Annotated in this window: 19 protein-coding genes; 3 read left to right on the top strand and 16 right to left on the bottom strand. The window is 32.3% G+C overall.

Annotation, left to right across the window (positions count from 1 at the left end):
* Positions 1–608: 608 nt before the first annotated feature.
* The 11 genes from ABD816_RS10750 to ABD816_RS10700 all read right to left on the bottom strand — a co-directional run bounded on the left by ABD816_RS10750 (position 609) and on the right by ABD816_RS10700 (position 13,990).
* Positions 609–1,310: a hypothetical protein gene (locus ABD816_RS10750; protein WP_344927223.1), complete on the bottom strand. Its 702-nt coding sequence runs from the start codon at positions 1,308–1,310 to the stop codon at positions 609–611.
* A 487-nt stretch (positions 1,311–1,797) separates the two neighbouring features.
* Positions 1,798–2,169: an endonuclease domain-containing protein gene (locus ABD816_RS10745; RefSeq protein WP_344927221.1), complete on the bottom strand. Its 372-nt coding sequence runs from the start codon at positions 2,167–2,169 to the stop codon at positions 1,798–1,800.
* A 466-nt stretch (positions 2,170–2,635) separates the two neighbouring features.
* Positions 2,636–3,109 (bottom strand): GNAT family N-acetyltransferase, encoded by a 474-nt coding sequence (locus ABD816_RS10740; RefSeq protein ID WP_344927219.1) that lies wholly within the window; start codon positions 3,107–3,109, stop codon positions 2,636–2,638.
* Positions 3,110–3,116: 7 nt separating this feature from the next.
* Positions 3,117–3,599: a MarR family transcriptional regulator gene (locus ABD816_RS10735; RefSeq protein ID WP_344927218.1), complete on the bottom strand. Its 483-nt coding sequence runs from the start codon at positions 3,597–3,599 to the stop codon at positions 3,117–3,119.
* A 152-nt stretch (positions 3,600–3,751) separates the two neighbouring features.
* Entirely contained in the window at positions 3,752–4,324 is a 573-nt protein-coding gene (locus ABD816_RS10730) for a hypothetical protein (protein ID WP_344927216.1), read from the bottom strand.
* A 3-nt stretch (positions 4,325–4,327) separates the two neighbouring features.
* Complete coding sequence (locus ABD816_RS10725; RefSeq protein WP_344927214.1) at positions 4,328–9,313, bottom strand: DNA repair ATPase; 4,986 nt, start codon at positions 9,311–9,313, stop codon at positions 4,328–4,330.
* A gap of 148 nt (positions 9,314–9,461) precedes the next feature.
* Positions 9,462–9,701: a hypothetical protein gene (locus ABD816_RS10720; protein ID WP_344927212.1), complete on the bottom strand. Its 240-nt coding sequence runs from the start codon at positions 9,699–9,701 to the stop codon at positions 9,462–9,464.
* Between the two features lie 237 nt (positions 9,702–9,938).
* Entirely contained in the window at positions 9,939–12,026 is a 2,088-nt protein-coding gene (locus ABD816_RS10715; RefSeq protein WP_425549114.1) for a flotillin family protein, read from the bottom strand.
* Between the two features lie 26 nt (positions 12,027–12,052).
* Positions 12,053–12,751 carry a hypothetical protein gene (locus ABD816_RS10710; RefSeq protein ID WP_344927210.1) on the bottom strand — a complete coding sequence of 233 codons (699 nt, stop codon included), beginning with the start codon at positions 12,749–12,751 and terminating at the stop codon, positions 12,053–12,055.
* Positions 12,752–12,883: 132 nt separating this feature from the next.
* Positions 12,884–13,591, bottom strand: coding sequence for a PspA/IM30 family protein (locus ABD816_RS10705; RefSeq protein ID WP_344927209.1), 708 nt, complete (start codon positions 13,589–13,591; stop codon positions 12,884–12,886).
* Between the two features lie 3 nt (positions 13,592–13,594).
* Entirely contained in the window at positions 13,595–13,990 is a 396-nt protein-coding gene (locus tag ABD816_RS10700; protein WP_344927207.1) for a type III secretion system chaperone family protein, read from the bottom strand.
* A 343-nt stretch (positions 13,991–14,333) separates the two neighbouring features.
* Between ABD816_RS10700 and ABD816_RS10695 the strand changes: the two genes are divergently transcribed.
* The 3 genes from ABD816_RS10695 (at position 14,334) to ABD816_RS10685 (ending at position 16,302) form a co-directional block, all read left to right on the top strand.
* On the top strand, positions 14,334–15,092 hold the full coding sequence (locus tag ABD816_RS10695) for a helix-turn-helix domain-containing protein (protein WP_344927206.1): 759 nt from the start codon (positions 14,334–14,336) through the stop codon (positions 15,090–15,092).
* A gap of 164 nt (positions 15,093–15,256) precedes the next feature.
* Positions 15,257–15,724, top strand: a complete 468-nt coding sequence (locus ABD816_RS10690; protein ID WP_344927205.1) for an ankyrin repeat domain-containing protein — start codon at positions 15,257–15,259, stop codon at positions 15,722–15,724.
* Positions 15,721–16,302: a hypothetical protein gene (locus ABD816_RS10685; protein ID WP_344927203.1), complete on the top strand. Its 582-nt coding sequence runs from the start codon at positions 15,721–15,723 to the stop codon at positions 16,300–16,302. Before ABD816_RS10690 ends, ABD816_RS10685 begins: the two co-directional genes overlap by 4 nt.
* A 6-nt stretch (positions 16,303–16,308) precedes the next feature.
* On the opposite strand, the gene asnS is transcribed toward ABD816_RS10685, so the two are convergent.
* The 5 genes from asnS to pyrH all read right to left on the bottom strand — a co-directional run bounded on the left by asnS (position 16,309) and on the right by pyrH (position 24,729).
* The gene (gene asnS / locus ABD816_RS10680) at positions 16,309–17,751 is read right to left on the bottom strand and encodes an asparagine--tRNA ligase (protein WP_344927201.1); all 1,443 of its coding nucleotides are present in this window, start codon (positions 17,749–17,751) and stop codon (positions 16,309–16,311) included.
* 665 nt (positions 17,752–18,416) lie between these two features.
* The gene (locus ABD816_RS10675) at positions 18,417–20,816 is read right to left on the bottom strand and encodes an efflux RND transporter permease subunit (protein WP_344927200.1); all 2,400 of its coding nucleotides are present in this window, start codon (positions 20,814–20,816) and stop codon (positions 18,417–18,419) included.
* Between the two features lie 84 nt (positions 20,817–20,900).
* On the bottom strand, positions 20,901–23,324 hold the full coding sequence (locus ABD816_RS10670; RefSeq protein WP_344927198.1) for a DUF5686 family protein: 2,424 nt from the start codon (positions 23,322–23,324) through the stop codon (positions 20,901–20,903).
* A gap of 87 nt (positions 23,325–23,411) precedes the next feature.
* Positions 23,412–23,975: a ribosome recycling factor gene (frr, locus tag ABD816_RS10665; RefSeq protein WP_344927195.1), complete on the bottom strand. Its 564-nt coding sequence runs from the start codon at positions 23,973–23,975 to the stop codon at positions 23,412–23,414.
* A gap of 46 nt (positions 23,976–24,021) precedes the next feature.
* A complete protein-coding gene (gene pyrH / locus ABD816_RS10660; protein ID WP_344927193.1) occupies positions 24,022–24,729 on the bottom strand; it encodes a UMP kinase in 708 nt (235 codons plus the stop codon).
* Positions 24,730–25,021 lie beyond the last annotated feature (292 nt).

Below are 25,021 nucleotides of genomic sequence, written 5' to 3'. Positions count from 1 at the left end.
TTCATTATTACTGTTAGAGTAAAATTCACCAGAAACGATATTGTTGCATCTGTTAAATGTTGATAATAATTTCTTAAAATTCTAAATGGTAGATTACCAACAAAATATATTAAGAGTCCTACACTGATCCAAAAGAGAAGATTCCTCTTAGTATTTAAAACTTTTTCCGAGTTTAATATTTCAAAAAAATACAACGTTACTGTTATTATTATTGAAAAAGCAGCTATGATATAGGGAAACCTTTGAAATTCTACTAAGTAATTTTCAAAAAAACCATTAATAACAAATGATGTCAAATATACTATACAGAGAAAAAGGACTAGTTTTTTGTTTTTTTTTAAATAATGTCTAAATAAGAGAAAGAAAAAAGTAAAGTTAATAACATTGTAAATATTGTATAATATGGCATTTTTAATAAATGAATCTCTATGAGATATTCCGATGTAATCGTTAATAAACGTATACCATAACAGGATTAAAACATATTTTAGAGTAGTATTTTTATATTTATATAAAAAGAATGTACCAAATAATGCAGCTAATAATTCTACAAATGACCCTATATGCATTAGTAGCTTTAAAGTTTCAATCTCAATATTCATTTGTTATTATTTATCCATAGGTGGAGAGCCTCCCAATTCATTACCTACTAAACTATTATCCTCTATTAAACTTGCTGAACTACTAAAGAATCCTGCTTTTTGAGCAGCAATACGTACTTCTAATAGCTTATGTAGATCCACTATTTTAAAATCGTTGTCTAGTGTATACGCAATATGTGCAGTTTCTCCATCATCAGTTTTGCTATAGGTAGGAGCTACAAAAAATGTTTGTCGTTTTGCATAATCTTTTTTATCATCTCGTACGTAATCTTTAGGATACAATGCGAAATAGAAATTGACACCAGTAGGTTTAACTCCTGCTTTTCGTGATTTACTTTCTATATATTTAATATAGCTTTTTAGCTGGTCAAGATCATATGATAGATATCGGGTGGCGTTAAAGGGGTTTCCATTACCATCAGTACCTACCACTTTATTGATTAATGCTGCTCGCTCGTCATATTGATGATAAATTTCTTTTGCAAAATCAGATTGAATAATATTAGTAGGTTCTTTTCTGTTTTTTTCTAGATCCAATAGTTCTTTTAGCTCTGTAATTTCTTTTTCATATCCTTCAATTTTTTTCTTGTATTCGTCTAATTCTGGTGAAATGGTAGTGGTTTGTCCAGCCTCCTTACAAGAGGTTGCTAAAATTAATGCAAATGCAATAACTAAATAGGGTTTGATAAGGTTAGTTAGATTTTTCATTTTTTATGATAGTTTATTAAGTGTTTGCGTGATTCTGATCGTTATTAGTGATAACTTTTTATGTTCAAACAACATTGTAGTTAAAAATACCATTTTTAATAGTTTAAAAAAATTAACGTGTGAGATAAAGAATTGTTTTGTTTTTAAAATACTGGTTAACAGTAGTGTGTATAGGTTTTGGTAACGCAGAAAAGTTTTAGAAATAATTATAAAAGGGGCAAAGACCCCTTTTATAAAAAGTGAAATACCTGTTGTATGGTTTTTCTCTTGGATGTATTTATTTAATTATATCTGATAATATCCTTTTCATTGCTTTGGTTGACTTTCGGGTTTAGTAGTTTCTTAGAACATCCATCCCCAACCCTTCCTTCGAAGGAAGGGGGCTCAATATAAATGGTTTTCTTTTGAAATATAATAGTCAACGTTCCCTTTTTGAGGAGTCATTTAGGGAGATGTTTTTAAAGAGGTATAATCAATAAAAAGTTTTTTATTCTTCATTTAGTATTTTAATAGTAGCTGTTAGTTCCATTAATACGGCATTAAGATTATTTGAAACCTGTTCATTGGAAAACCTTATAAAACGTACTCCAAGCGCTTCAATTCTTGCTTGACGATGACTATCTTCTAAAAAACGATTTTGATGAGAACTCCCATCGATTTCAATGGCAAGACCAATTTCTTTACAATAAAAATCAACCACATACTCTAAAATAGGAAACTGTCTAAAAAATTGAACACCTAATTGTTTTTTTCTTAAGCTTTTCCAAATGATCTTTTCATTTTCGGTCATGTTTTTCCGAAGAGCTTTTGATAGCTGTCTGGCTTCTGGAGTATAAGGTAGAATGTTTTGTAAAGCCATTTTTGAAGTGTAACAATTTGTTGTAAAATATAAATAATAACGGTAATTAAACTTATATTTTATGATTTCATCAAAGAACATCCATCCCCAGCCCTTCCTTCAAAGGAAGGGAGCTTTAAAAAAATTATTATTTTGAAATTAAGTATCTTAGGGCAACCTCTTAAGTTCACTGAGCTTTTCGTCGAGGTGGAAGAGGGATTTAGAGAAACGTTTTTTTTGGAGTGTTTTTATATATTATAAAGAACATCCATCCCCAGCCCTTCCTTCAAAGGAAGGGAGCTTTAAAAAAATTATTATTTTGAAATTAAGTAACTCAGGAAAGTCCTTTCAATTATTGAGCTTTTCGTCGAAGTACAAGAAGGATTTAGAGAGATGTTTTTTGGGTAATTTTAAATTATAATTAATGAACAGATAATGTAAGTGGATATAAACTGCATACGGTCTGAATTATATTTCTAATTTTTATTTATAAAATAAACTCCATTTTGATATTACTACGTTGATATGGACTATCATTTTCTAGCTCAATTTCAACAAAACCATTTTTTTTGTAAATGTGAATAGCATTTTTTAAGATTCGATTAGAGTATAAAATGAGCTTTTTCCACTGTTGTTTCTCTGCAAAATCTATACAGAATGTCATGAGTTGCTGTCCGATTTTATGCCCTTGAAATTCTGGAGAAACTGCCATTTTTCCTAATTCGTAGATGTTTTCACTTTTTTTGATTAATGAAAATGTTCCTACGATAGTAGTATCGATTTTGGCAAAAAATATGTAGCCTCCTTTATTGATGATTGTTTTTTCGCATTGTTCTAAAAGCAATACATCGTGGGGTTCTACAAAAAAATATTTTTCTAACCAGGCAATATTGAGGTCCGCAAAATCTTGGGCATATTGAGGCTCAAAAGGGATAATAGCTATTTTTTTATTGGATTGCATACAATATTTATTTTTTGTAATTCTCAAGAATTCTAGAGCTTAATGATTTTTCTCTGAGTTGATTTTCAAAATGAGTCAAATGACGGGTAAGACTCATAGCGCTACCTTCTGTAAGCCATTTTACTTGTTTATCAATGACATTCCATAAAGGGATCATTTCCTGATGTGTATTTTTTCCTTTCTGTGTTAGTTTTACTATCTTTTTTCGCTTATCCTTTTTGTCGTCGGTATATCGAATTAGCTTTTTATCTAGTAGTTTTTTGAGTGCTTGTGTAATTGCAGGCTGCGTATAATGAAGTTGTTCTTGAATCACAGAGGTCGTTGTGGTTTTTTGATTGATAATAATCTTAAAAACAGGAAAGAGATAAGGATCAAAATCAATTTGTAATGTGTCATATACTAATTGAATTTCTTTCATCACGAATTCACTTAGTCGATTTAATCGAGAACCTAATCCTAATTCAGCAAAGTCTTGCAAAGCATCTTTCATAAGTGTTTATATAAGTACTTATGTAAAAATAAATGTTTTTTTATAATTTTGAATAGATTTTAGCACAATTATACTAAAAAAGTAACCCAAAGAAGAGTCATGCCTTAGGATTTAAAAGGCTATACCTATTCCTTCTATACAAAAAGATAGTATTATAATTTATTGAATTTATTATAAAGAGCGATTGCTTTTAGATATTTTTGTGCTCCATTTTTGGTTTGATCATATATAAAACCATCTAATTCTGGATGATTCAATTTGATCCAGGAAATGATCTTATTTTTCTTTAGATCCCAAAGCTTATAATCAAAGTTTAGCTCCGTGGTTGTGATAGTGGTTATTTGATGTTCTCTAATCTCAAAAATTTCTTTAGCTGTTGTTGGTTTTTCATTAAGGAATTGAATTCTGTCGCATAGTTTGGAAATAGTTACCTCAATAGTATTATTTTTTTGATTGATTTCTAATACTTTATACGTTGGAGAAAATACAGAATCCCATTGAAAAAATCGGTAATAGTCATTTTCAGAGAAATTCATATAGTAACCACCTTCACTTAGTGTAATACTATCTCCAACGAGTTGTGAGATTTTAGAATAATTACTATTATTTAATTCATTGTAATATTTCTGTACTAATTCTATATCATTACCCTTGTTTTTCAAATTAGAACACGAGAAAAGACTAATAGAAGATAGGGTAACAACGAGATATTTTTTTAGATTCATAATTTACTTTTCCAATCCTTTCTTCAATACTTTCTGAATACCTGATAAATGATCACTAAATTGCATCATCTGTGCTAATACCTGAGCCATTTCGTTTTTGTCTCCAAAACCTTTTAACTTATTATTTTTGATAAATGTTTCTTTAATTGTCCCCCACCGTTTTATCTCTTCTGGATTAATCGTAGCGGTCAACTCTTTATATTTTAAAAGATTTGCTTCTGCAGAGCTGGTTAATGTCTGAGATTCATTTTCATAATGAGAAAGAAGTAAGGTTTGCAATTCCTTTTCATTCATAATGGGAACTACTTTAGCGACCAGCTTACTCATATCACGATACGATCCTTGTAGCTTAAATGAAGGTTCTGTACGATAAGAATCTTCCATAGCTGCAGATTTTATATAGGTAGCATTTACCTTCATTACGGTATCACGAATAGTAATTACTTTGTCTAAGACGGCCAGATAATCCTGAACCTCCTGCTTAGTATGGTTACCTTTTAATTCAATATTTTCCTGTGTCCCGGTTTCAACCATTTGAATAAGTGGATAGATATCTTCAAAATAAGCTCCATTTAATTGATGCAAGATTGGATTAGAAGTCATTGCATTTTCAATCAGACTTAGTTTAAATAAATCTGCGGTATCCCCTATAATATCTCCTAAGTTATAGATGTCAGATCGATTTGCTAACATGTCTGGGATTTGGAACTTATCTCCACTCTCTGTATATGGGTTTCCTGCCATAATCACACAGAATTTTTTACTGCGCAGATCATAGGTTTTAGGCTGACCATTATACACGCCCTCAATCTTACGTGTCCCATCGGATAGAGAAATAAATTTTTGTAGAAACTCAGGATTACAATGCTGAATATCATCTAGATACAACATCACATTGTTGCCCATTTCTAATGCAAGATTCAGTTTTTTTAGTTCTTCTCTTGCTGCTGAGTTATTAGCAGCCATAGGATCTACTGAGGTTACTTCATGCCCGATAGCCGGGCCGTTAATTTTCATAAACACCAGACCTAAGCGGTTTGCCATATATTCCATTAAGGTTGTCTTACCATATCCCGGAGGCGAAATCAATAATAACATTCCCATGCGATCTGTACGCTTATTATCTCCCACACTACCTAGTTGCTTAGAAAGATTATCTCCAATTAATGGTAAGTATAATTGGTCAATTAACTTATTTCGTACAAAAGATGAAAGTACTCTAGGCTTAAATTCTTCTAACTTAAGTGATTCTTTTAAGTTTTCGGTTACTTCGTGCTTTGCGTTTCGATATGCATCAAAGGCAGGAACTTCTACCGCAGTAAATGACGATAATGTTGTAATAAATGAATGATAATTAAAATTAAAAGCACCATCTGTAATAGTGCTATGACTCCCCGTTAACCCATCGATCATCTGAGAAGGGTTGACCAATATGATGTTTGATGTGGATTTATTTTTGTATAATAATGCGCAAACAACCTCGTGTGCATATACTATTTTGTCTTTATGATGAGTTTTAAGAAAGGATGTCACCCATTGAAGTGCTAATAATATTTTGTCATTATACCCGCGGGCGGTCATATGATCCTTTGCTAATTCTTTTTGTAAATTGGTATATGCTTTTTTTACTTTTAGGGCTGATACAAAATTATCATAAAGTTCATTTGCTGTTTGACTAATACAAAAAGTAGTGTCAATTTGTAATTCTGAGAATAGATAATCTGCGATTTGCATGGATTCATCAGTGCTGATAACAGCATTATTAATGTCTACTACTTCATTTGTAGCAACTATACAATTGGATACAGTATGTATTACCAGCGAATCCTGAATCTCTTTTGCTAAGTTAGAAATCACTGTTTGATATTCTTTGCTTTCCGGAAAAACCGATAAAACGGCTCCTGATGCTTTAATAGTGTCGTTCCAGTAGGATTGTTTTTCAACATCCAATTGATGCCAAAAGTATTGTGCAAATGATCGTATGGTAGCATTATAGCGAAGTAATCCTAATTCGTGGTCTTTGCTGATCAGTACTTTCAAAATTTTTGCTGCATCTATATCATGAACACCCTTTACGTATCCTTCTGCATAATTTTTACTGCTTTCTGATTTTATAAGTTCTAATAAGGATGCTTCGTTAAGGTCATTTAAATGACTCTTTAGTATATTAGGGTCCGTATCTTGTGTATTGGATTGATCTTGTTCAAGTCCGTTTTTGTTATACCTTTTGAATATTTTATATGCTAAATACGCAGAACGATATATTTCTTGATTTTCCGAAATTAGTTCCTGATCCCAGTATTTTTTTGACTTTAACAGGATTTCGTTTTCAATTTCCTGATAAAAATCAGTTCCTGTAAGATGATATTGCAGTGTTTGATCTTTATATACGATCGTAAGGTCGAGAGGTTGTTTATTAACACCAAACTTATGTTTGCCAAGTTTAATGATATTCTCGCCATCCTCATACAAATCTTGTTTGTCTTTTAGCTTTCTGGTAGCATCTTCTTTAGCAACTTTTAATGTTGTTTCTATGTTTTCAGCCTTTCCACCATCATCAAGCTCTTTTAGATTTGTAATAATATCACGGAGTTTGTTGATCATTAAATCAGAAGCAAAATATCCATTAATTTCTATTACAGAATCAAAACTAAGTGCCTTTTTTGTAACACCTTTTAGAATTCTATTTGCAGCATTTTCTAAGGCAACTGCTTTTTTATTTCGGGCTTCTATCAGACTACTTTTTCGGGCTTCGAAGGCATTGTAGACCTCCTCGCGTTTTTCTATAATAAGTGTGATAAATTCTCCAAAATCTGCAAAACGCCCTTCCAGATCTTCTAGTTGAACAGAAACTTTATTTAGTAATTCTTCTGTTTTTTCTGGAGTTGTAGCAATATCCAGGTAATTTATAATACTTTGATCTACTAATTTAAGCTGCGCTGCAAATTCTGCACTAGCCTCTGTGCTACCCAGAGATTTAATAGTATTCTTGATCCCAGACTTTAATTGATTAATCGTAGCAAAAATTAAAGAAATATTATCAATAATTTTAGTAGAATGCGAAGTGTCTTCAATCTGTAAGTTAGAGACAATATCAATCAGCATTTCCAAATCTTTAGCGATCTGATTGACCTCTTCTTCTAGTTTTTTTGCATTAATTACTTTTTTAATACTTTCTAATTGCACTTGTTTTTCCTCTACACGTTTGTGATAGGGGAGTAGTGCCTTATCATCTAATAAAAACTGAACACAACGCTGCGAAATTATATCTGTTTGTGCTACAATTTCAGTTTCCAGATTAGTAATGAATACCGTGTCAACATAACGGATATCATTCAATCCGATAACTTCTCCACGTAATGTTCTTAATTGAGATAATACAGAAACAAAATCATCAATTGACCCAAAAGAACTACTTTTTATCTTCCCGAAAATAGTGTTTGCTTTTTCTTGAGTTTCTTGAGTTACATTGGCTGCAGTTTTTCTTAACTGCACTACCTTTTCGAACTCATCAATGGCTGCATTAGCGGCATTATTGATTTCTCCCAGCGGAATATCTAATCTACAAGTATCTTCTTCACGAATCCAATAATAGCTATCTATAATATCAGTAGAGAATTTTGCCAGATCATCATATAAACCATCATAATTATCTTCTTTATTGAGCAATGTGATGAGTGCATTGCTCTCTGCCATTGCTTTTACAATATCTTTATTCCCTATCTTGTAGAGTAAGGTATCTGTATGCTCAGAAGGTAGCACGTTTCCTTTTATAAAAGGAGTTTGCCAAATCTGGATGACGTGGTGTTTGGTTTGTTCGTTTTCTGTTTTAAAATAGCATAGTTCACCATTTTTAAGAATAGTGAATCCATTACATACAATAGGTGTCTTTACTTCTTGTTCAATGACGTTGTATGACATCAAGGTATAGAGCCCTTTTTCACTCTGATAAAAGACATATAAAAAATCTTCTCCATTAGGAGAGCTTATTTTTTCTTGAAATTTAACATTAGAGACTTCATTAGTAAATAATTTAAAATCTCCGGATTGAAGGTAATATCCATTAGAGAAAATGATTCCCTGGTCGTCTGGGAGTAAAATACAAGAATCCTTAATAGATTCAATTTTTTTGACCTCCTGGATTTTATGATTATAGACAAAATAGCGATGTGGTTCCTGAAAAGGTTTAATCTCTAAAGCAATTAAATTGCCTAATTCTGCAAAACGATATTGTCCATCATCCAACGTCTGATCTCCATGTTCTACTGCTTCATCCAGAATCCCTTTTCCTTCATCCGTATTATCTTCAATTTTGATTGTGAGATCTCCACCTACAGTTTCTACAAATACCTTATCTAGTATAGAGATATGAGGGTGCGTACCGTAACGATGCATTTCACGAGTCACTTCTACCCAATCAAAATCGTATTGTTTAGGAAATCGAAACTCGTGTTCACTGCGATTATCTACATAGGCTAAAGTGTCTTCATTAATTAACCATTTAAACGTTTTGATATCAGTTACACTTTCACTTAACTGAAAAACCATGTGCAGGTAATTCCCTACAACGGCAAATTTTGTAAAAACGGTGTTTCTGTAATATTTATATAAATTTGTAAAATCATCAATAAACTGAGCGTCTTGTAATATCTCTAACGACTTATTAGCAAAATGATCCTTCTCGTAAGTATATAGACTAAATACATCATTCAATTTAATTTCTGTACGTAATCCAAAATGTACATTATATCCAAAAAGACAAAAATTTCCAACGGTTACAATGTCTGTAGCGATGCAACTATTTTCTGTATTAATACGATTGTTGGCAATAAGTTTGGTTTCTACACTACCAAAAACTTCTTTACGTGCATCATTTAATGCAGTTAGACGATTCTGAAGTTCATTCTTCTGTTTTTGCAAACGTTTCTGAATAATCTCATAAGTTCCCCCATCTAATTGGGTATGTTGGTTCGTATTTGTTTCTTCCATAGTTTGTTACGCTGGTTTTAATCAGAGTTTCTAATGTATTCCTCTCATTTTTGAAGAGGTAATATATCAGAGACACATCAAAATGTGATCACAGCCATCACAACCCCTCCAAATCCTCCCATAATGAAAATTTTTATATCAATGACCTTTAAAATAATAGCCAAGTCATTATTAAAATACTAATCGCAATAACAAGCATAATTTTGATCCGGGTTATACGATTTTGTCTCTGGATTTTATTTCGAATTTCTACTAATACTTCTTCAGAAACGGGTTCTATTTTGATTCCCTTACTTTTTTTGCCAGAATTGCCCCATCCATTAAAAGCTTCTCTTTTGTTTCTTCGATCATTAAATCTTATCGAAGCAATCATTGCTGCAATTGCCATATGTACATTTTTTAAAAGTTAAACAAATCCCATGGTAGTTTGTGCTAAATACCTGAGAGCGTCTACAGCTTTTAAGGGTGAGCACTTATGGGGCTAAAAATAAGATGATAATAGTATTCATATATTGTGAAGTGAATATTCATTCACTCTTTTTTACCAGATGCATTTTTTATGATACTCCTCCTTATTATAGGAGGAGTATATTTTAATATTGTCTTGAGAACAAGAGCAAAGGGTTTATAGCTTCTTATCAGATAATCCTAATCCTTTAGCTAAATTCGATAAGTTGCTAAACAAATCACTTTCTGATGGGTCTGTAGATTTTTGTTTCAGATCCATTAATAGATTGGCAATCGTCAGGTTTTTGATATCTTCTGATGAGATTCCGTATTTAGTAGCAAATTCTTTTATTTTTCCTAAAAGATTTCCTTTAACATCATCACTTCCTAAGATCGCATCTTTTATATCCTGAATGTTATCAGAGTGTTTTACCAATCTGTCAATTCCTTTAGCTTTAGTGATTTGACCTACAATTTGTTCAAAGAACATAGTTTCTCCTCCTACAATGTCGATATTGGCTGCTTTTAATGCAGCACCGATGACGTCAGCTTGTGCATACGCGATTTCTTTTTGAACATTTACATGTGCTAAATCTACTTGTAATTCTTTATCAAGACGCAGTTTAAATTCTTCGTGTTCTTTTCCTACACCATCTAATTTTTTCATGGCTTCGGCTTTTTCTTCGATACCAGCAGCCTCTGCTAATGCTATTTCTTTATCTCCTACAGCTTGAGCCAGTGCTTTTTCTTTAATAATTTCTGCCTCTGCGATTCCTTCTTCTTTAAGTGCTACTGCTTTTGCAGATATTCCAGCTGCTTCTGCTTTTGCCTTTTTCTCAATAATAGAAGCTTCTACAATTCCTTGTCTTTCATGAGCCTCTGCTTTTGCTTGCATTACTTGTGCTTCAGACAAACCTATGGTAGCTTCTTCTTTTGCAGTTGCCTCTGCTAATGTTTTACGAGCGGCTGCTTCTTTTTCACTTGCTTCTTTATGAGCCAGCGCTTCAATATTTATCTCTTCCGCTTTTTGTTTAGCGGCTTCTTTTTGTGCCTCTGCAGCTTTTATAGTTGAAATTAAGGCTTCTTCTGCATTTGCTTCGGCAGTGGTTATTTTAACTTGCTTATCTCGATCTGCGGTTTTAAAAGCCTGAATATCTTTCATATTCTCTTGCTCTTCTACCACTCCTTTTTCTAAAGTCACGCGATCCCGAATTACATCCTGAATATTTTTCTTCTCTACTTCTACAACTTTTTCTTTCTCTATCTGTGCCAATGTTACGATACGTTCCCGCTCTGTAGCTTCCAGCATTCTATCTTTTTCTACTCTTTCTGTCTCTACAGCATCAGTACGCTGTTTATTTTTTTCAGCTACAATAATCTGGCGTTGCATATTTTCTTCTGCAACCTTTACTTTTTCTTCTGTAGCAATGCGAGCAGTTTCAGATTTTAGACGTTCCTCTTCAGCGACTTTTAATGTTTCTGCTTCTTCTCTTGATTTTATATTAGAGATTTCTCTTTTTTGTTGCTCTTCTTTCTCTGCTAATTGCTTGTCTAATTCCAGAATAGCTTCCCGAGCTTCTACATCTTGCTTGCGGATTACTTTCTCTTCATCTCTTTTGATGAAGTTAGATTTCATGTTTTGCGCTGCTGTTAATTCGGTAATCTTTTTGATCCCTTCAGCATCCAGAATATTATCAGGTTTTAGTACACTTAAAGATGTTTGTTCTAAATCATCGATGGCACAGTCATCAAGAATATAGCCATTAAGATCAGTGCCTATAATGTCTACAATTTTATCCCTGAATTCTCTTCTTGCTTCATATAATTCTACAAACTCGAATTGTTTACCAACAGATTTTAATGCTTCTGAGAATTTAGCATCAAATAAATTTCGCAGTACATCAATTTCTGATGCTCTTTCACAACCAATAGTTTGTGCAACATTAATAATATCTGCAGTAGATTTATTTACTCTAACAAAGAATGCTACTTTGATATCTGCTCTAATATTGTCTTTACAAATTAACCCATTAATAGCCGTTCGTTCGATCTCCAGTTTTTTAACAGAAATATCCATGATTTCCATTTTATGTAAAACGGGAACGACTAAACCTGCATTAAAAAATACTTTGGTTCCACCCATACCTGTTCTTACAAGGACTTTTCCCTGAATTATTTTCTTGTACATGGATACAATCCACATAAGGAGTCCAAAGCCTACAATGACAATGGCTGCAATAATTATTATTGATGATGTTCCTAGCATATTGATTTAAATTTAGTTGGGTTAGTTTATGATTCGAACTTCTCTATTAAAAAGTATTTTTTATCTTTTGATTCATTGACAATAAAAGCTTCTTCTCCAGAAGCAATGGCTACTCCTTTAAAACCTTTAGCTTGTATCCTAATAGGATCTCCTTTAACTAAGACTTCTACCTGGCCTAATTTTTCACCAGAAACTGATGATTTAACAATGCATCTGCGCCCTAGAAAATCAATTTCTTCTTCGCCTTTGTGATTGACCATTCTATAGATTTTAGCAATAGGCTTGGTTAGGAGTTTAGTTACAAATAGACTAATTATCAGATTAGGAATAAGCATAACAAAGCCTAGCCAATTGGATTGCCATCCAAAAGAATGCGTAACATTAATGGATATAAACCAGATCGAAAAAAATAATATGGTTAGCATAAACATAATGGGTAGCTCATCAAAATTGAAATAACGTAAAAATTGTATGCCTACTCCTTCTGCTTTTATATCTGCTTGAAGATCCTTTTGCGGTAGGTCTACATCTGGATTGTAGTTATCCATATCAGCATCAGCATCAATGTCTAAGTCAAAATCTGTGGAAGCTTCAAAATCTACATCAAAGAAATCTAGATCAAATCCGGTTAAGATGGTAAGAATCCAGTACAACAATAATACGATACACATGATTGAAAAAAATGCGTTTACCGGAGAAAATGCTATGTCTAATAATTCTTTCAATAGTATAGTTTTTAATGAGGTTTTTTGTTTTTAGAATGTAATGCTTTTACGATATAAAAAATCACTGTTACAAGTTAGTACCTTATTGTCCATATTTGTTACCCTGTTTCCAGTGATTTTTTTAATTCTTGATTAAGAATCCTGCATTCCTAATTGTTCTTTTAATTTTGCTAAATCATCGTCTGCAGAAGCTTTAGAGGTATCTACTGCTTTATCTAATTCTTCATCAATTGATTTAGAAGAATTTGCGATATCACCATAAGCCTCTGCTAATGCTTCTTCCTGATTTACTTTATCTTTCATTCGCTCTAGCATGGAAACTGTACTTGATCCATCGATTTGAGCCATCTGCTTGTTTAGGTTTTTAGTAGCGTTAGAAACTTTAACTCTCGCTTTTAATGTTTTTAATTCATTCTCCCATTTGCTAATATTCTGCTTAATTTCCTGAATGTTTTTATCCAATTGAGAGACAGACTCATTAAATTTTTCAGATTCTTCCTGACTACGTGTTTGTTGTCCTGAAGCTTCTTCTTTTTTAATTAATGCTTCTCTTGCTAATCGATCAGCATTGGCAGCATCCATATCTCCATTTTGCGCTTTTTTAAGGATTAACATTGCTTTTTGTTGGTAATCATTAGCTTTTGCAGCATATTCTTCAGTGTCATTTTTGGCTCTGATCGCTAATGCTTTGACTTGTGCTAATGATTCTAAACTTTTGTCAAGATCTTTTTTCATATCTCGTATCCCTTGCTCTGTAAGTTTAATCGGGTCTTCCATCTTGTCAATGGCTGCATGTGTTTCTGCTTCTCCGATTTTAAATAATCTTTTAAAAATGTTCATAGTTTAATATTTTGAGAAATTTATAATTTGTTCTGAGTATTCGCTTAATAATAGACCTAATGAGTTTAAAGTTCCTTCTAATTCATTAAGGTCCAGGTTTTCTACTTGTAAGGTATCTCTAAAGATTACTTTTTCGCCAGATTCGTCCAGAACAAAAGCTCCATGAACGATGTCTCTGTTTTTTTGAAGTAAACTACGATATACTGATTCGTTTTTATTTTTAATATTGAAAATATGTTGTTCAATGATCAGGATTGGAGGTGCTACACCTAGAATGAGGTTTTTAATACCGTCATTTTCTTTGCTAATCATTATGATGCCTTCTTTTTTGTCTTCATGAATGATGTTAAAATTAAGTTGTAATAAATAGTCTTTGACTAATTGAAAATGCTCTTGCATATGAAGGTTTTTTGACCTGTCTGATGACTAGGTGGATTGATAATTAGTGTTTTATTTCAAGTTTTTGACGCTGTATCAATATTACAAAAAGCTACATAATTTTTCCACAATATCTATTGATAAATTGACTACATAATATACGATGACTATCATAGTGTGTTGTTTTTAGAATTGATGAATTAGTTTTTGCTATTATTTTTAGTAAGTACTTGGTTTTCCCCAAAAATCAAGTGTTTGATTAAAACTATCTCTACTAAAATTAGCAGTTTTAAAATATATTAGCTAATATTGTTAGGGTAAATGTACAATAAAATTATATAATTGCAAATAAAATTAGCAAAAAATGTCATTTTTTGGAAAAAATATTAAAAAAATAAGAAGTGTTAAAAGTCTAAGTCAGCAATCGTTTGCTGAGCTATTTGACTTAAAAAGAGGTACTTTGGGAGCCTATGAAGAGGGTAGAAGTGAGCCCAAAATTGACACGATTATAAAAATAGCTAATCATTTTAGCATTCAGATTGATGATCTTTTGACAAATGAATTAACTGTTAATGAACTTTTGAAGTTCAAAGGTGATCTTACAACATATGCGCAGGATGTCAAAAGAGAGCAATTTGCTGTCATTCCTTGTGTTACAGAGAGTACCATTAGTGAATATATAATGCTCTATAATAAGGAGAGTTATATTAAAGAGTTACCTACATTGCAAGTTCCCATCAACCCTTCTAAGATTTTTAGGGGGTATACAGTATCTAATCTGGAAATGACGAATCATGATAAGGGATTTTATCCCAAGGATGTTGTTATTGGTGAAAAAGTACCTGTAGACGTAATAAAGAAATTAAACAATGGAACACTTGTTTTAGCATTAACCGAGTCTAATTTGATTTTTAGAAGATTGTATAGTACAAAGGGTAATGTAATCCTAAGAGCTGATCATAAAAATATAGAAGATGAAGAGTACCCTATTTCTGAAATTAAAGAAATGTGGAGAGTGCGATATGTGTTCTGTAAACGTATTCCGGATTTTGCGGATGGAATGGAGGATAAGCTATTAATGATTGAACAGGAACTTATGAAAATGAAAGAAAAACTGGGGTAATTCTTTTAGATCTAAAATATTTGGCATAAATTTTTACTAAATTATATGTTGTAGCGCTTTTTTTTAATATATTCAAAATTAGATTTTTGTGAAATTGTATGCTTTAATTTTATATGATACACTTCATAGTCTGATTTTAAACTAATAATTGTAATTGATTTAGTATGGATACAATTTTTGACGCTATTAGAGCAAAAAATTTAAATGCTGTGCAACATTTTTTGAATATGGATGCAAGTCTTTGTACTTCTTTAGATAGTAGAGGTTCTACTCCATTATTATTAGCTACTTATTATGGATTAGAGGAAATTAGTAAGTTGATTTTAACTTATAATCCCGATGTTAATGCACAGGATGGTTCAGGTAATACTGCATTGATGGGTGTTTCTTTTAAGGGATATACAGGAATTGCGCAGTTACTTATAAATGCTGGTGCCGATGTAAACATACAAAACTATAACAAGGCTTCTGCACTAATTTTTGCGGCTACCTTTGCCCAAAAGGAAATGATAAAGCTATTGATAAAAAATGGTGCGGATACATCTGCAACGGATAATAAAGGATTAACGGCAGAAATGCATGCTAAAAACCAAGGACTGGATTTTTTAGAGTTATTTCAGGTAGTTCAGTGAATGTTTATGATGACATAGAAAATATAAAATCTGTTAACGTTAGATCTATTGAGATCAAACGACGTCTTATTTTACCTGCTTCTGCGGTAAAAAAACTAGAATCGTATCTCAAAATAAATATTGATACAGAGGTGTTGATACTTAATACTAATATTGGTATGGAGGTGTATTATGCTTCTTCTAAAGATTATAGTTATTTAATTAAAGAGAGTATTTTACTACATACCTCAAAACATATTGATGTTGCAAAATTGCGGTTTAGAAATCATGGAAGCAAGGCGCTGGTTTATCAGAGTTTCTGCGAGGCTTTCCTAACGTTTGCTCAATATCCACAGATCTTCCTGGCTTATACTAAAAAGTTCATACATCTCAGAGAAAACCATGTAGATAGTCAATACATTATGCCAATTTTAAATCACTTTTTTGAGTCTGCTATGCGATTATTAGCTTCTACAGGTAAGGTTCCTCATTATGAAAAAATAAGTAAAACAAAAGATAAATCTCAGGAATCAAACAATGACGAAAATGTCATTAAGAATTTGATTTCTGAGATTTTATTAAAAAAACATCAAAATTAATTTACATTAAAATTCTGCATTCAATGGCGTTCTTGGAAAAGGAATGACATCTCTGATATTACTCATTCCGGTTACAAATAATACTAATCGCTCAAACCCCAGTCCAAATCCACTATGAGTACAAGTGCCAAAACGACGTGTGTCTAGATACCACCATAATTCTTCTTCTGGAATATTGAGTGCTGCCATTTTTTCTTGTAAGACCTCTAATCGTTCTTCACGTTGTGATCCACCTACAATTTCTCCAATACCCGGAAAAAGAATATCCATCGCTCTTACTGTCTTTCCATCTTCATTTAAACGCATATAAAAAGACTTAATATCTGCAGGATAATCAAATAAGATAACAGGGCACTTAAAGTGTTTTTCTACTAGATAGCGTTCATGCTCACTTTGCAAATCTGCTCCCCATTCTTCAATAAGGTATTTAAATTTCTTTTTCTTATTGGGTTTAGAGTTTTTTAGAATTTCTATAGCTTCAGTATAACTTACTCTCTTAAAATTATTCTCTAAGACAAATTTTAATTTATCTCGTAATGTCATTTCCGCTCGTTGTGCTTGCGGTTTTTTCTTGTCTTCTTCAATTAAACGGTTTTCAAGAAACGCCAAGTCATCTGCACAATTATCCAGTGCAAATTGGATAACATACTTAATAAAGTCTTCTGCCAGATCCATGTTCCCATCCAGATCACAAAAAGCGATCTCTGGTTCTACCATCCAGAATTCTGCAAGATGACGAGAAGTATTGGAATTTTCTGCTCTAAAAGTTGGTCCAAATGTATAAATCTGCCCTAAGCCCATAGCATATGTCTCACCTTCTAATTGACCTGAAACAGTTAGATTTGTTTCTCTTCCAAAAAAGTCTTTACTAAAATCAATGTCTCCCGTTTCATTCTTTGGAACATTATTTAGATCAAAATTGGTAACTTTAAAGGCTTCTCCCGCACCTTCTGCATCACTTCCGGTAACTATAGGTGTATGGACATAATAAAAATCGTTTTTTTGAAAATACTCATGAATAGCAAACGATAATTTGGAGCGCAATCGCATAATGGCACCAAAGGTATTAGTTCGTATTCTTAAATGTGCTTGTTCTCTTAATGTCTCCAGACTATGACGTTTAGGAGAAAGTATTGTTTTCTTTAATTTCTCGGGATCTGCGCTTCCTTCTATCTTAATTGAAGTCACTTTGATTTCTACACGTTGTCCTTTTCCTTCGCTTTCTTCTAAAGTACCCGTAACAGAAAGTGCTGCACCAACGTTAATATGATCTGTTATAGTTTTGTCAATAGTGCCATCTTCAAGCACACATTGAACACTTTTTATGGTAGAGCCATCGTTTAAAGCTATAAATCGATCGTTACGAAAAGAACGAACCCATCCATTTACGGTTACGGGCAATGATAGTTTATCACTCTCTAGTACATCTACTACTCTTGTCTGTTTCATTTGCGCTTTTTATTTTATGCTCACCAGTGTGTTACTCAAAGGTAAAATTAATACTTCATGTTTATAAGTACTGGTTCACTTATGTAATGCTTATTTTTTTTAGTATTCATACCTGATTACAGAATATTTCTGCTTTCTGTAAAAAGGAGTCTCAAATTTAGAGGTTGCAAAGATAATTTTTTAATCTAATTGATCAATAATCTAATGATCCAAAAACGAGTGCTGATATTTATTTTATATTAATCTTTGTAATTGGTGATTTGTTCAGTTTAGCATAAGTTTCAAATCTGACGTTTTTTGAAAAGTCAATTCTATAAAATTATGTTAAAAACGAACGTTTAAAGGGAGAAAATTTTTTTTTGTTGATTGAAAGTGAAAAATGGAAACAAATGCTTGTATTGTAACTATTTTGTAATCAGTTTTTTATGACTGAATTTATTTTTTTTAGATGTGATTGAGATAAATTATTCACTTTTTTTGCAGGAAGGGTACTTTTCCCCCCTTGATAGGGTTTTGGGATTAAAGAAGTCAATGTATATTGCATTCACAATTATGACAATTGTGTTTACGTTAAGTTTAGTTTGATAGGTTTTGGGGTAATCTATCTTACAGAAGTCTCGTCAGTTTTACTGATGAGGCTTTTTTGTTCTATAATGGATTTGATTTTACTCTTCATTATCCGGCAGTTCTTCATCGCTCGCAATAATCTTTAGTGCAGGTTCTTTTAATGTTTTCTTATTGGCAATACTTTTTTCTAATGAAAGTAATAAAGAGGGGAGTAATAGAAGATTTGCTAGCATAGCGAATAACAAAGTCGCAGAAATTAAACCACCTAATGCTTTTGTACCACCAAAACTCGATAACATAAATACAGAAAACCCAAAAAACAATACTGTAGACGTGTAAAACATACTAACTCCGGTTTCTCTGAGTGCTGCAAAAACTGATTTTTTTATACGCCAATTATTGGATTTTAGTTCTTGACGATACTTAGCTAGAAAGTGAATAGTATCATCAACAGAAATTCCAAATGCTATACTAAACACTAATATGGTTGATGGTTTTATAGGAACGCCCAGATATCCCATCAAGCCAGCTGTCATTAATAATGGAAGTAAGTTAGGAATTAAGGATATGATGATCATTTTAAATGACCTGAACATCCATGCCATAAATAATGCTATTAAAACGATGGCAAGTCCCAATGAAAAAATAAGATTCCATACCAAATAGTTTGTGCCTTTTTGAAAAATTAAAGCTTTACCAGTAAAGGTGACTTCATATCGTTCTTTTGGAAATATCTTTTCTAGTTTAGGAGCTAAATTAGCCTCTATTCGCTCCATTTCTTCAGTACCTACATCTTTCATAAAGGTAGTGATTCTTGCATATTGTCCAGTAGAGTCTACATAGCTTTTCATGACACCAGCTTCTGATTCAAAGCTTTTAGCATATGGTAATATAAAATTGCGTTCCTGACTAGTAGGCAGTTGATAGTATTTTGGATTACCGTTATAATATGTTTGTTTTGCGTATTTTACTAAATTAAGAATGGAGATTGGTTTTGATAACTCTGGTGTTTCTTCAAGAAGTTCTCCTAGCTGCTCCATTCTGCGCAGTGTAGGTAGCTTTAACACACCTTGTTTTCGTTTTGTATCTATTAATATTTCTAAAGGCATAATACCATCAAACTCCTCTTCAAAAAACTCAATATCTTTATAAAACCCTGTTGATTTTGGCATGTCTTCCAGTAAACTGCCAGAAACTTTAATAGTATAAATACCAATGATACTAGTGACAAGAATAACAACAGATGCGATATAAATGGTAATCCTACGATTTTTTACCATTTGTTCCATCCAATCAACTAGTTTTTCAACCCAGGTTTTACCTAGGTGTTTTAAATGCCTTTCTTTAGGTTGAGGCATATAACTGTATATAATAGTTATAACCAATAGGCATAAAATAAATAATGCTACAATATTTAACGCAGCAACAATACCAAATTCTTTAAGTAGTTTACTTTCTGTTAAGGCAAAAGTTGCAAATCCTGCTGCGGTAGTGATGTTGGTCATTAAAGTAGCATTCCCCACTTTAGTAATTACCCGCTGTAAAGATTTAGCTTTATTACCGTGTTTTTTTATTTCCTGTTGGTATTTATTAATTAGAAAAATACAATTAGGAATTCCGATGACAATAACCAGAGGTGGTATAATTGCGGTTAGTACTGTGATTTCATATTTTAAGAGACCTAATAAACCAAAAGCCCACATAACACCTATAATAACAGCTGTCATTGAAATTAATGTTGCTCTAAAAGATCTAAAGAAGAAAAAGAATATGAAAGAGGTGACCAATAATGCTGCCAGAATAAATATCTGGATTTCATCCATAATGCTTTGAGAATTCATAGTTCTGATATACGGCATACCAGATACTTTTAAATCCATTTTATAAGTTTCTTCGAATTCTTTTATTCTAGGATTTAGTACATTTTCAATAAACTTTTTTCTAACAATTGTATTGACAATATCTTTATTTAGATATAACGCACTCTGAATGGTTTTAGATTTGTTACTATAAATCAACCCTTCATAGAATGGAAGTTTATTAAATAACTCATGCTCATATTGATCTACATTTTCTTTTGTATACAGTGTGTCATTAATAAAAGATATGAGTTCAAATCTTTGCGGATTTTCTTCCTTTTTTAATTTTTTAAGATCATTGATAGAGATGACAAGATCAATCTCGCTATACTTTTTAAAAGAGTTATTGAAGTCATTCCAGGCTTTTAGTTTCTTTGGTGTAAACAGGGTGCTATCCTGAATCGCTATTACAATGAGATTGCCTTCATCACCAAATTTTTTAAGAAACTCTTGATATTTAAGATTTACTTCATGATCATCAGGTAGCAGGTTGGCTTCAGAAAATGAAAATCGCATGTGTTTCCATTGAAAACCGAGAAAAACGGTGATACCAATGATGGTGATAAATATAATTGCTCTATTTCGGAGTATAATCCCGGCTAAGGTATTCCAAAAGCCGAAAGTCAGTAACTTTGCCATTTTTTATTTTCCTGGCACAAATGTAAGGATTTGAGGTTTTATTTTTAACAAATTCATCAAAAGAAATTTATTAGTTCAAATCGATTAGAGCTTAAGATAAAAAGTAAATTTAAAAGCAATATTGTCTTCGAATACGGGCAAATGGTATGCGCCATATCGATAGGCAAAACTTAAACCAAAACCGGCGAATATTTTGTTGATTTCTAATCCTGACTCCTGATATCCTTGCTGTAAAGATTTAAAACTAATTCCTTGGTGATTTGATATATTACTTATATCTCCTATAGCATGTCTAGTAATTAATACCAATTCTGGTTTCAACCAGTTTGCTATTTTAAATGGTCTCAAACGATGTCTTACTTGTAGCGTTGCTAATTTATCACTAAAAAATTCACTAAAAAACATAGTTTCAAAACTTCTACGACCCGCAACAGAAAAACGTTGTAAGACAGTTTCTTTTGTTGGTGAATTGGGATAAGCATGAAGTAAGTGAGTAAGAGGAATATCACCATTAGCAAGATCACCTTCTAATAAAAAACTGGTGCTGGATTGATTTAGCCTGTTTATTGTGTATTCTGCTTTAATTCCAATTTTGTTATAATTAAAATCACTATCAAAAACATCTTTGAGTCCTTGTGTATATTGAGCAGTTATTTTAGGGTAGCCATCTCTTATTTCTTTAAATCCATTAGGTGTACTTAAGAACTTACTAAAAGGACTCCATCTCAATGCTATAGTAGCTTCTGCCATTTTATATGAGGATAATAATTCTCCATCATATAGATAACTATATTGTTGAGTTTGATCGATATCACTAATCGATACTTGTGTTTCTGATAATAATCTGGGTAGAATTCTATGTTGTAAACTTGTTGTCCAGGTTTTGTGTCTGTAGTAAGAGTCAATATTAACTAATCGGGGTTCGAATAATGAATACACACGTCTATCAGTTAGATAAAAGAAACTTCCTATTTCTTTAAGGTCATCTGTGTAATTGACATTTAACCACGATCCTGTTTTTTTATTTAGTGATACGCCTCCTCCGACTCCATATTTGAAACGACGATCAATAAAACCATAGACTAAATACCCCTCTAGTCTAAATGTATTTGAAAATTTTTGATTAGTAACACCTCCTAATCCTAAACGAACACCTTCGTAATTATTATATTTTATAGGGTAGGTGAGATCGAAATCGAAGAAACCAACGGGATAGTACCCTGTATTAAAACTCTGTATGACACTAATTCTACGTTCTATATTTTGTGCTTTAACAATGCTATCTACAATCGGAAATGAATTTAAGTCCTTTTCTGTAATAGAGCTGGTTCGGTATTGATTCCAATATTGCTCATCTCTATTGGTTGATTGAGGATCTATTTCTATTGCTGCTTGTTGCCAGTTTATAAGCGGATCTGTGTTCGTGTTTAAATCAAAGAAATCTGTTTTAGAAACAAGAAAATTATTATTACTATTTTGTTTCTTATTTTTTGTATCTAAACTTCCTACAGATATTTTGCCTCCAAAAAGAGTTATTTTTTCTTTGCCAAAACCAGGTCGTATAATTACTTCTTGATCAGATAAAAACCATAATTTTTCTTCAGTATTATATTGAAGATTGTGTGTTACCATCACATTAAGTTCTCCTCTTAATTCAGCAATCATTTTTTGTGCTGCGAGCGTTTCTTTGTCTATATACAATAGTCCTTCTAAACTTGCTACTTTTTTAGATCTCTTTGGCTGAAATACTACTACATAGGCTGGTCTTTCGCTTTGGGTAGTATCTATGATTTTGTATTCATAATTTTTAAGGGCTTTGTTGGATAATGGGCTGGCATATTTAGTGTTAAAAACTACATAATCATCCTGATATAAGGAATTGGATTGTAGTTCAATTCCTAATGTATTGTATATGGGTTTTTCAAACCCGGTCATTCTGGTTGCTAATATTGTTTCCTTTTCTTCGTATCTTTTTTTATTTTGATAAATACTTGTTTTTTCAGAGAGAAAGGAGTGACTGTTATTGATGATTCGCTCCATCCCCACAAGATTAGTATCTCTTGCAGTGAGCGTCAGGAGACTATCTTTAGTGATTTTGAATTTGTTATAACTTTTATAGGTATATCCAGAAAGTACTTTATTAGGATCGTTTAGTTCTTTGTTTTTAATAGCATTTTTAATGAGTTCTGATGCTATTACTTTTGATTGTTTGAGTTCTTCAGACTTAGGTGTCAGTCGGACCACTATTTTTACAACTTCTTTTGATGTAACAGAGAAGTTTTTTGTTTTATACCCTGCATACTTTACAGTTAACTGTATCGGAAAGTCATCACAAGATATTTTAAAATCACCTGCTATTGATGTTAAGGTTGATGATGTACAATCTGTTTGTATGGTAACAAAGGGTAAAGCGGTTCTAGTTTCTTCATCGATAACTTTACCAGATAGACTGATTTGAGAGAGTAAAAAAGAAGGAATAAAAAAAAGTAAACAAACAATCTTTTGCATTATCAGAATTGATTCATTGAAGCGAATATACGAAAAAAGCGCTTTCCTAAGAGAGCGCTTTCAGGTAGTGTTTTTTAAGGTAAAAAATTATACAGTCATAATTTCTTTTTCTTTTATTGCTAACATTTCATCAATCTTTTTAATGAAGGTGTCAGTAAGTTTTTGAACTTCTTCTTCTGCACCCTTCGCTGCATCTTCAGACAGTCCTTCTTTTTCTAATTTTTTAATTTCGTTATTAGCATTTTTACGATCGTTACGTACACCGACCTTAGAGTCTTCAGATTCTGCTTTTGCTTGCTTTACTAAATCTCTACGACGTTCTTCTGTTAATGGAGGTACGCTTATAATAACGCTTTCTCCGTTATTCATGGGATTAAACCCTAAGTTAGCAGCAAGTATTGCTTTTTCTATTTCCTGCATGAGTGATTTCTCAAAAGGTTGAATCGTGATTGTTCTTGCGTCTGGAGTATTTACATTTCCAACTTGACTGAGCGGTGTAGGAGATCCATAATATTCTACCATAACTCCACTAAGCATTGCTGGTGTTGCTTTTCCTGCTCGTATTACAATTAATTGTTTTTCTAAATGAGCAATAGCACCTTGCATTAATTCTTTGGTTGAGTCTAGGATAAAATCTAATTCTTCGTTCATGGTAAGTTTTTTCTTTTAGGTAATCAAATAATGATTCACACGTGTGTTAAAGGTTTACTTTTGTTCCGATAGCTTCACCAGAAACTACTTTTAGTAAATTCCCTTTTTTATTCATATCAAAAACTATGATTGGTAATTCGTTTTCCTGACTGAGGGTAAAAGCAGTAGTATCCATAACTTTTAATCCTTTTCTTAATACATCATCAAAGGAAATGAATTCAAATTTAGTAGCTTGATCATCTTTTTCCGGGTCTGCTGTATATATTCCATCTACACGTGTACCTTTTAATATGACTTCTGCATCAATTTCAATAGCTCTTAACACCGCGGCAGAGTCTGTCGTGAAGTAAGGGTTTCCTGTACCACCTCCAAAAATAACAACTCTGCCTTTTTCTAAATGTCTGATCGCTCTTCTACGGATAAAAGGTTCTGCAACTTCGTTGATTTTTATAGCTGATTGAAGTCTCGTAGGTAATCCTGCATCATCAAATGCACTCTGTAATGCTAGTCCATTAATAACGGTAGCAAGCATTCCCATATGGTCAGCCTGTACTCTATCCATTCCCTTACTAGCTCCAGCAACTCCTCTAAAAATATTACCGCCACCAATAACAATGGCTACTTCTACACCTTTACTAATGATTTGCTTTACTTCGTTTGCGTATTCGGATAATATTTTAGGATCTATACCGTATTGGCGTTCCCCCATTAAAGCTTCACCAGATAGTTTTAGTAATATTCTTTTGTATTTCATAATGTTTGTAAACTGTGATGCAAATATAATAATATTCTTAATTCATAAAATAGTTTCATACTCTTTATGTAATGCAAAACATAGTATCATATAAAACCATTTATAAAAGTAATATTTGCATATGCATTTATCTTGTTTTAGCTGCTATTGTAGTTCCATGAATTCGACTATATAAAAAAGGGTTGTTTGCCCCTGTAAGAAGTATTGGTGTGTTTTAGATTATGTTATATGTTTGTAAAAGGAAAACAAGAAAGGTAAGAGGAATATTTTTTGAATTTATAACAAATCATTT

This window comes from Aquimarina addita (assembly GCF_039539305.1).
Classification (GTDB): domain Bacteria; phylum Bacteroidota; class Bacteroidia; order Flavobacteriales; family Flavobacteriaceae; genus Aquimarina; species Aquimarina addita.
This window is presented reverse-complemented; position numbering and strand designations above follow the sequence as displayed.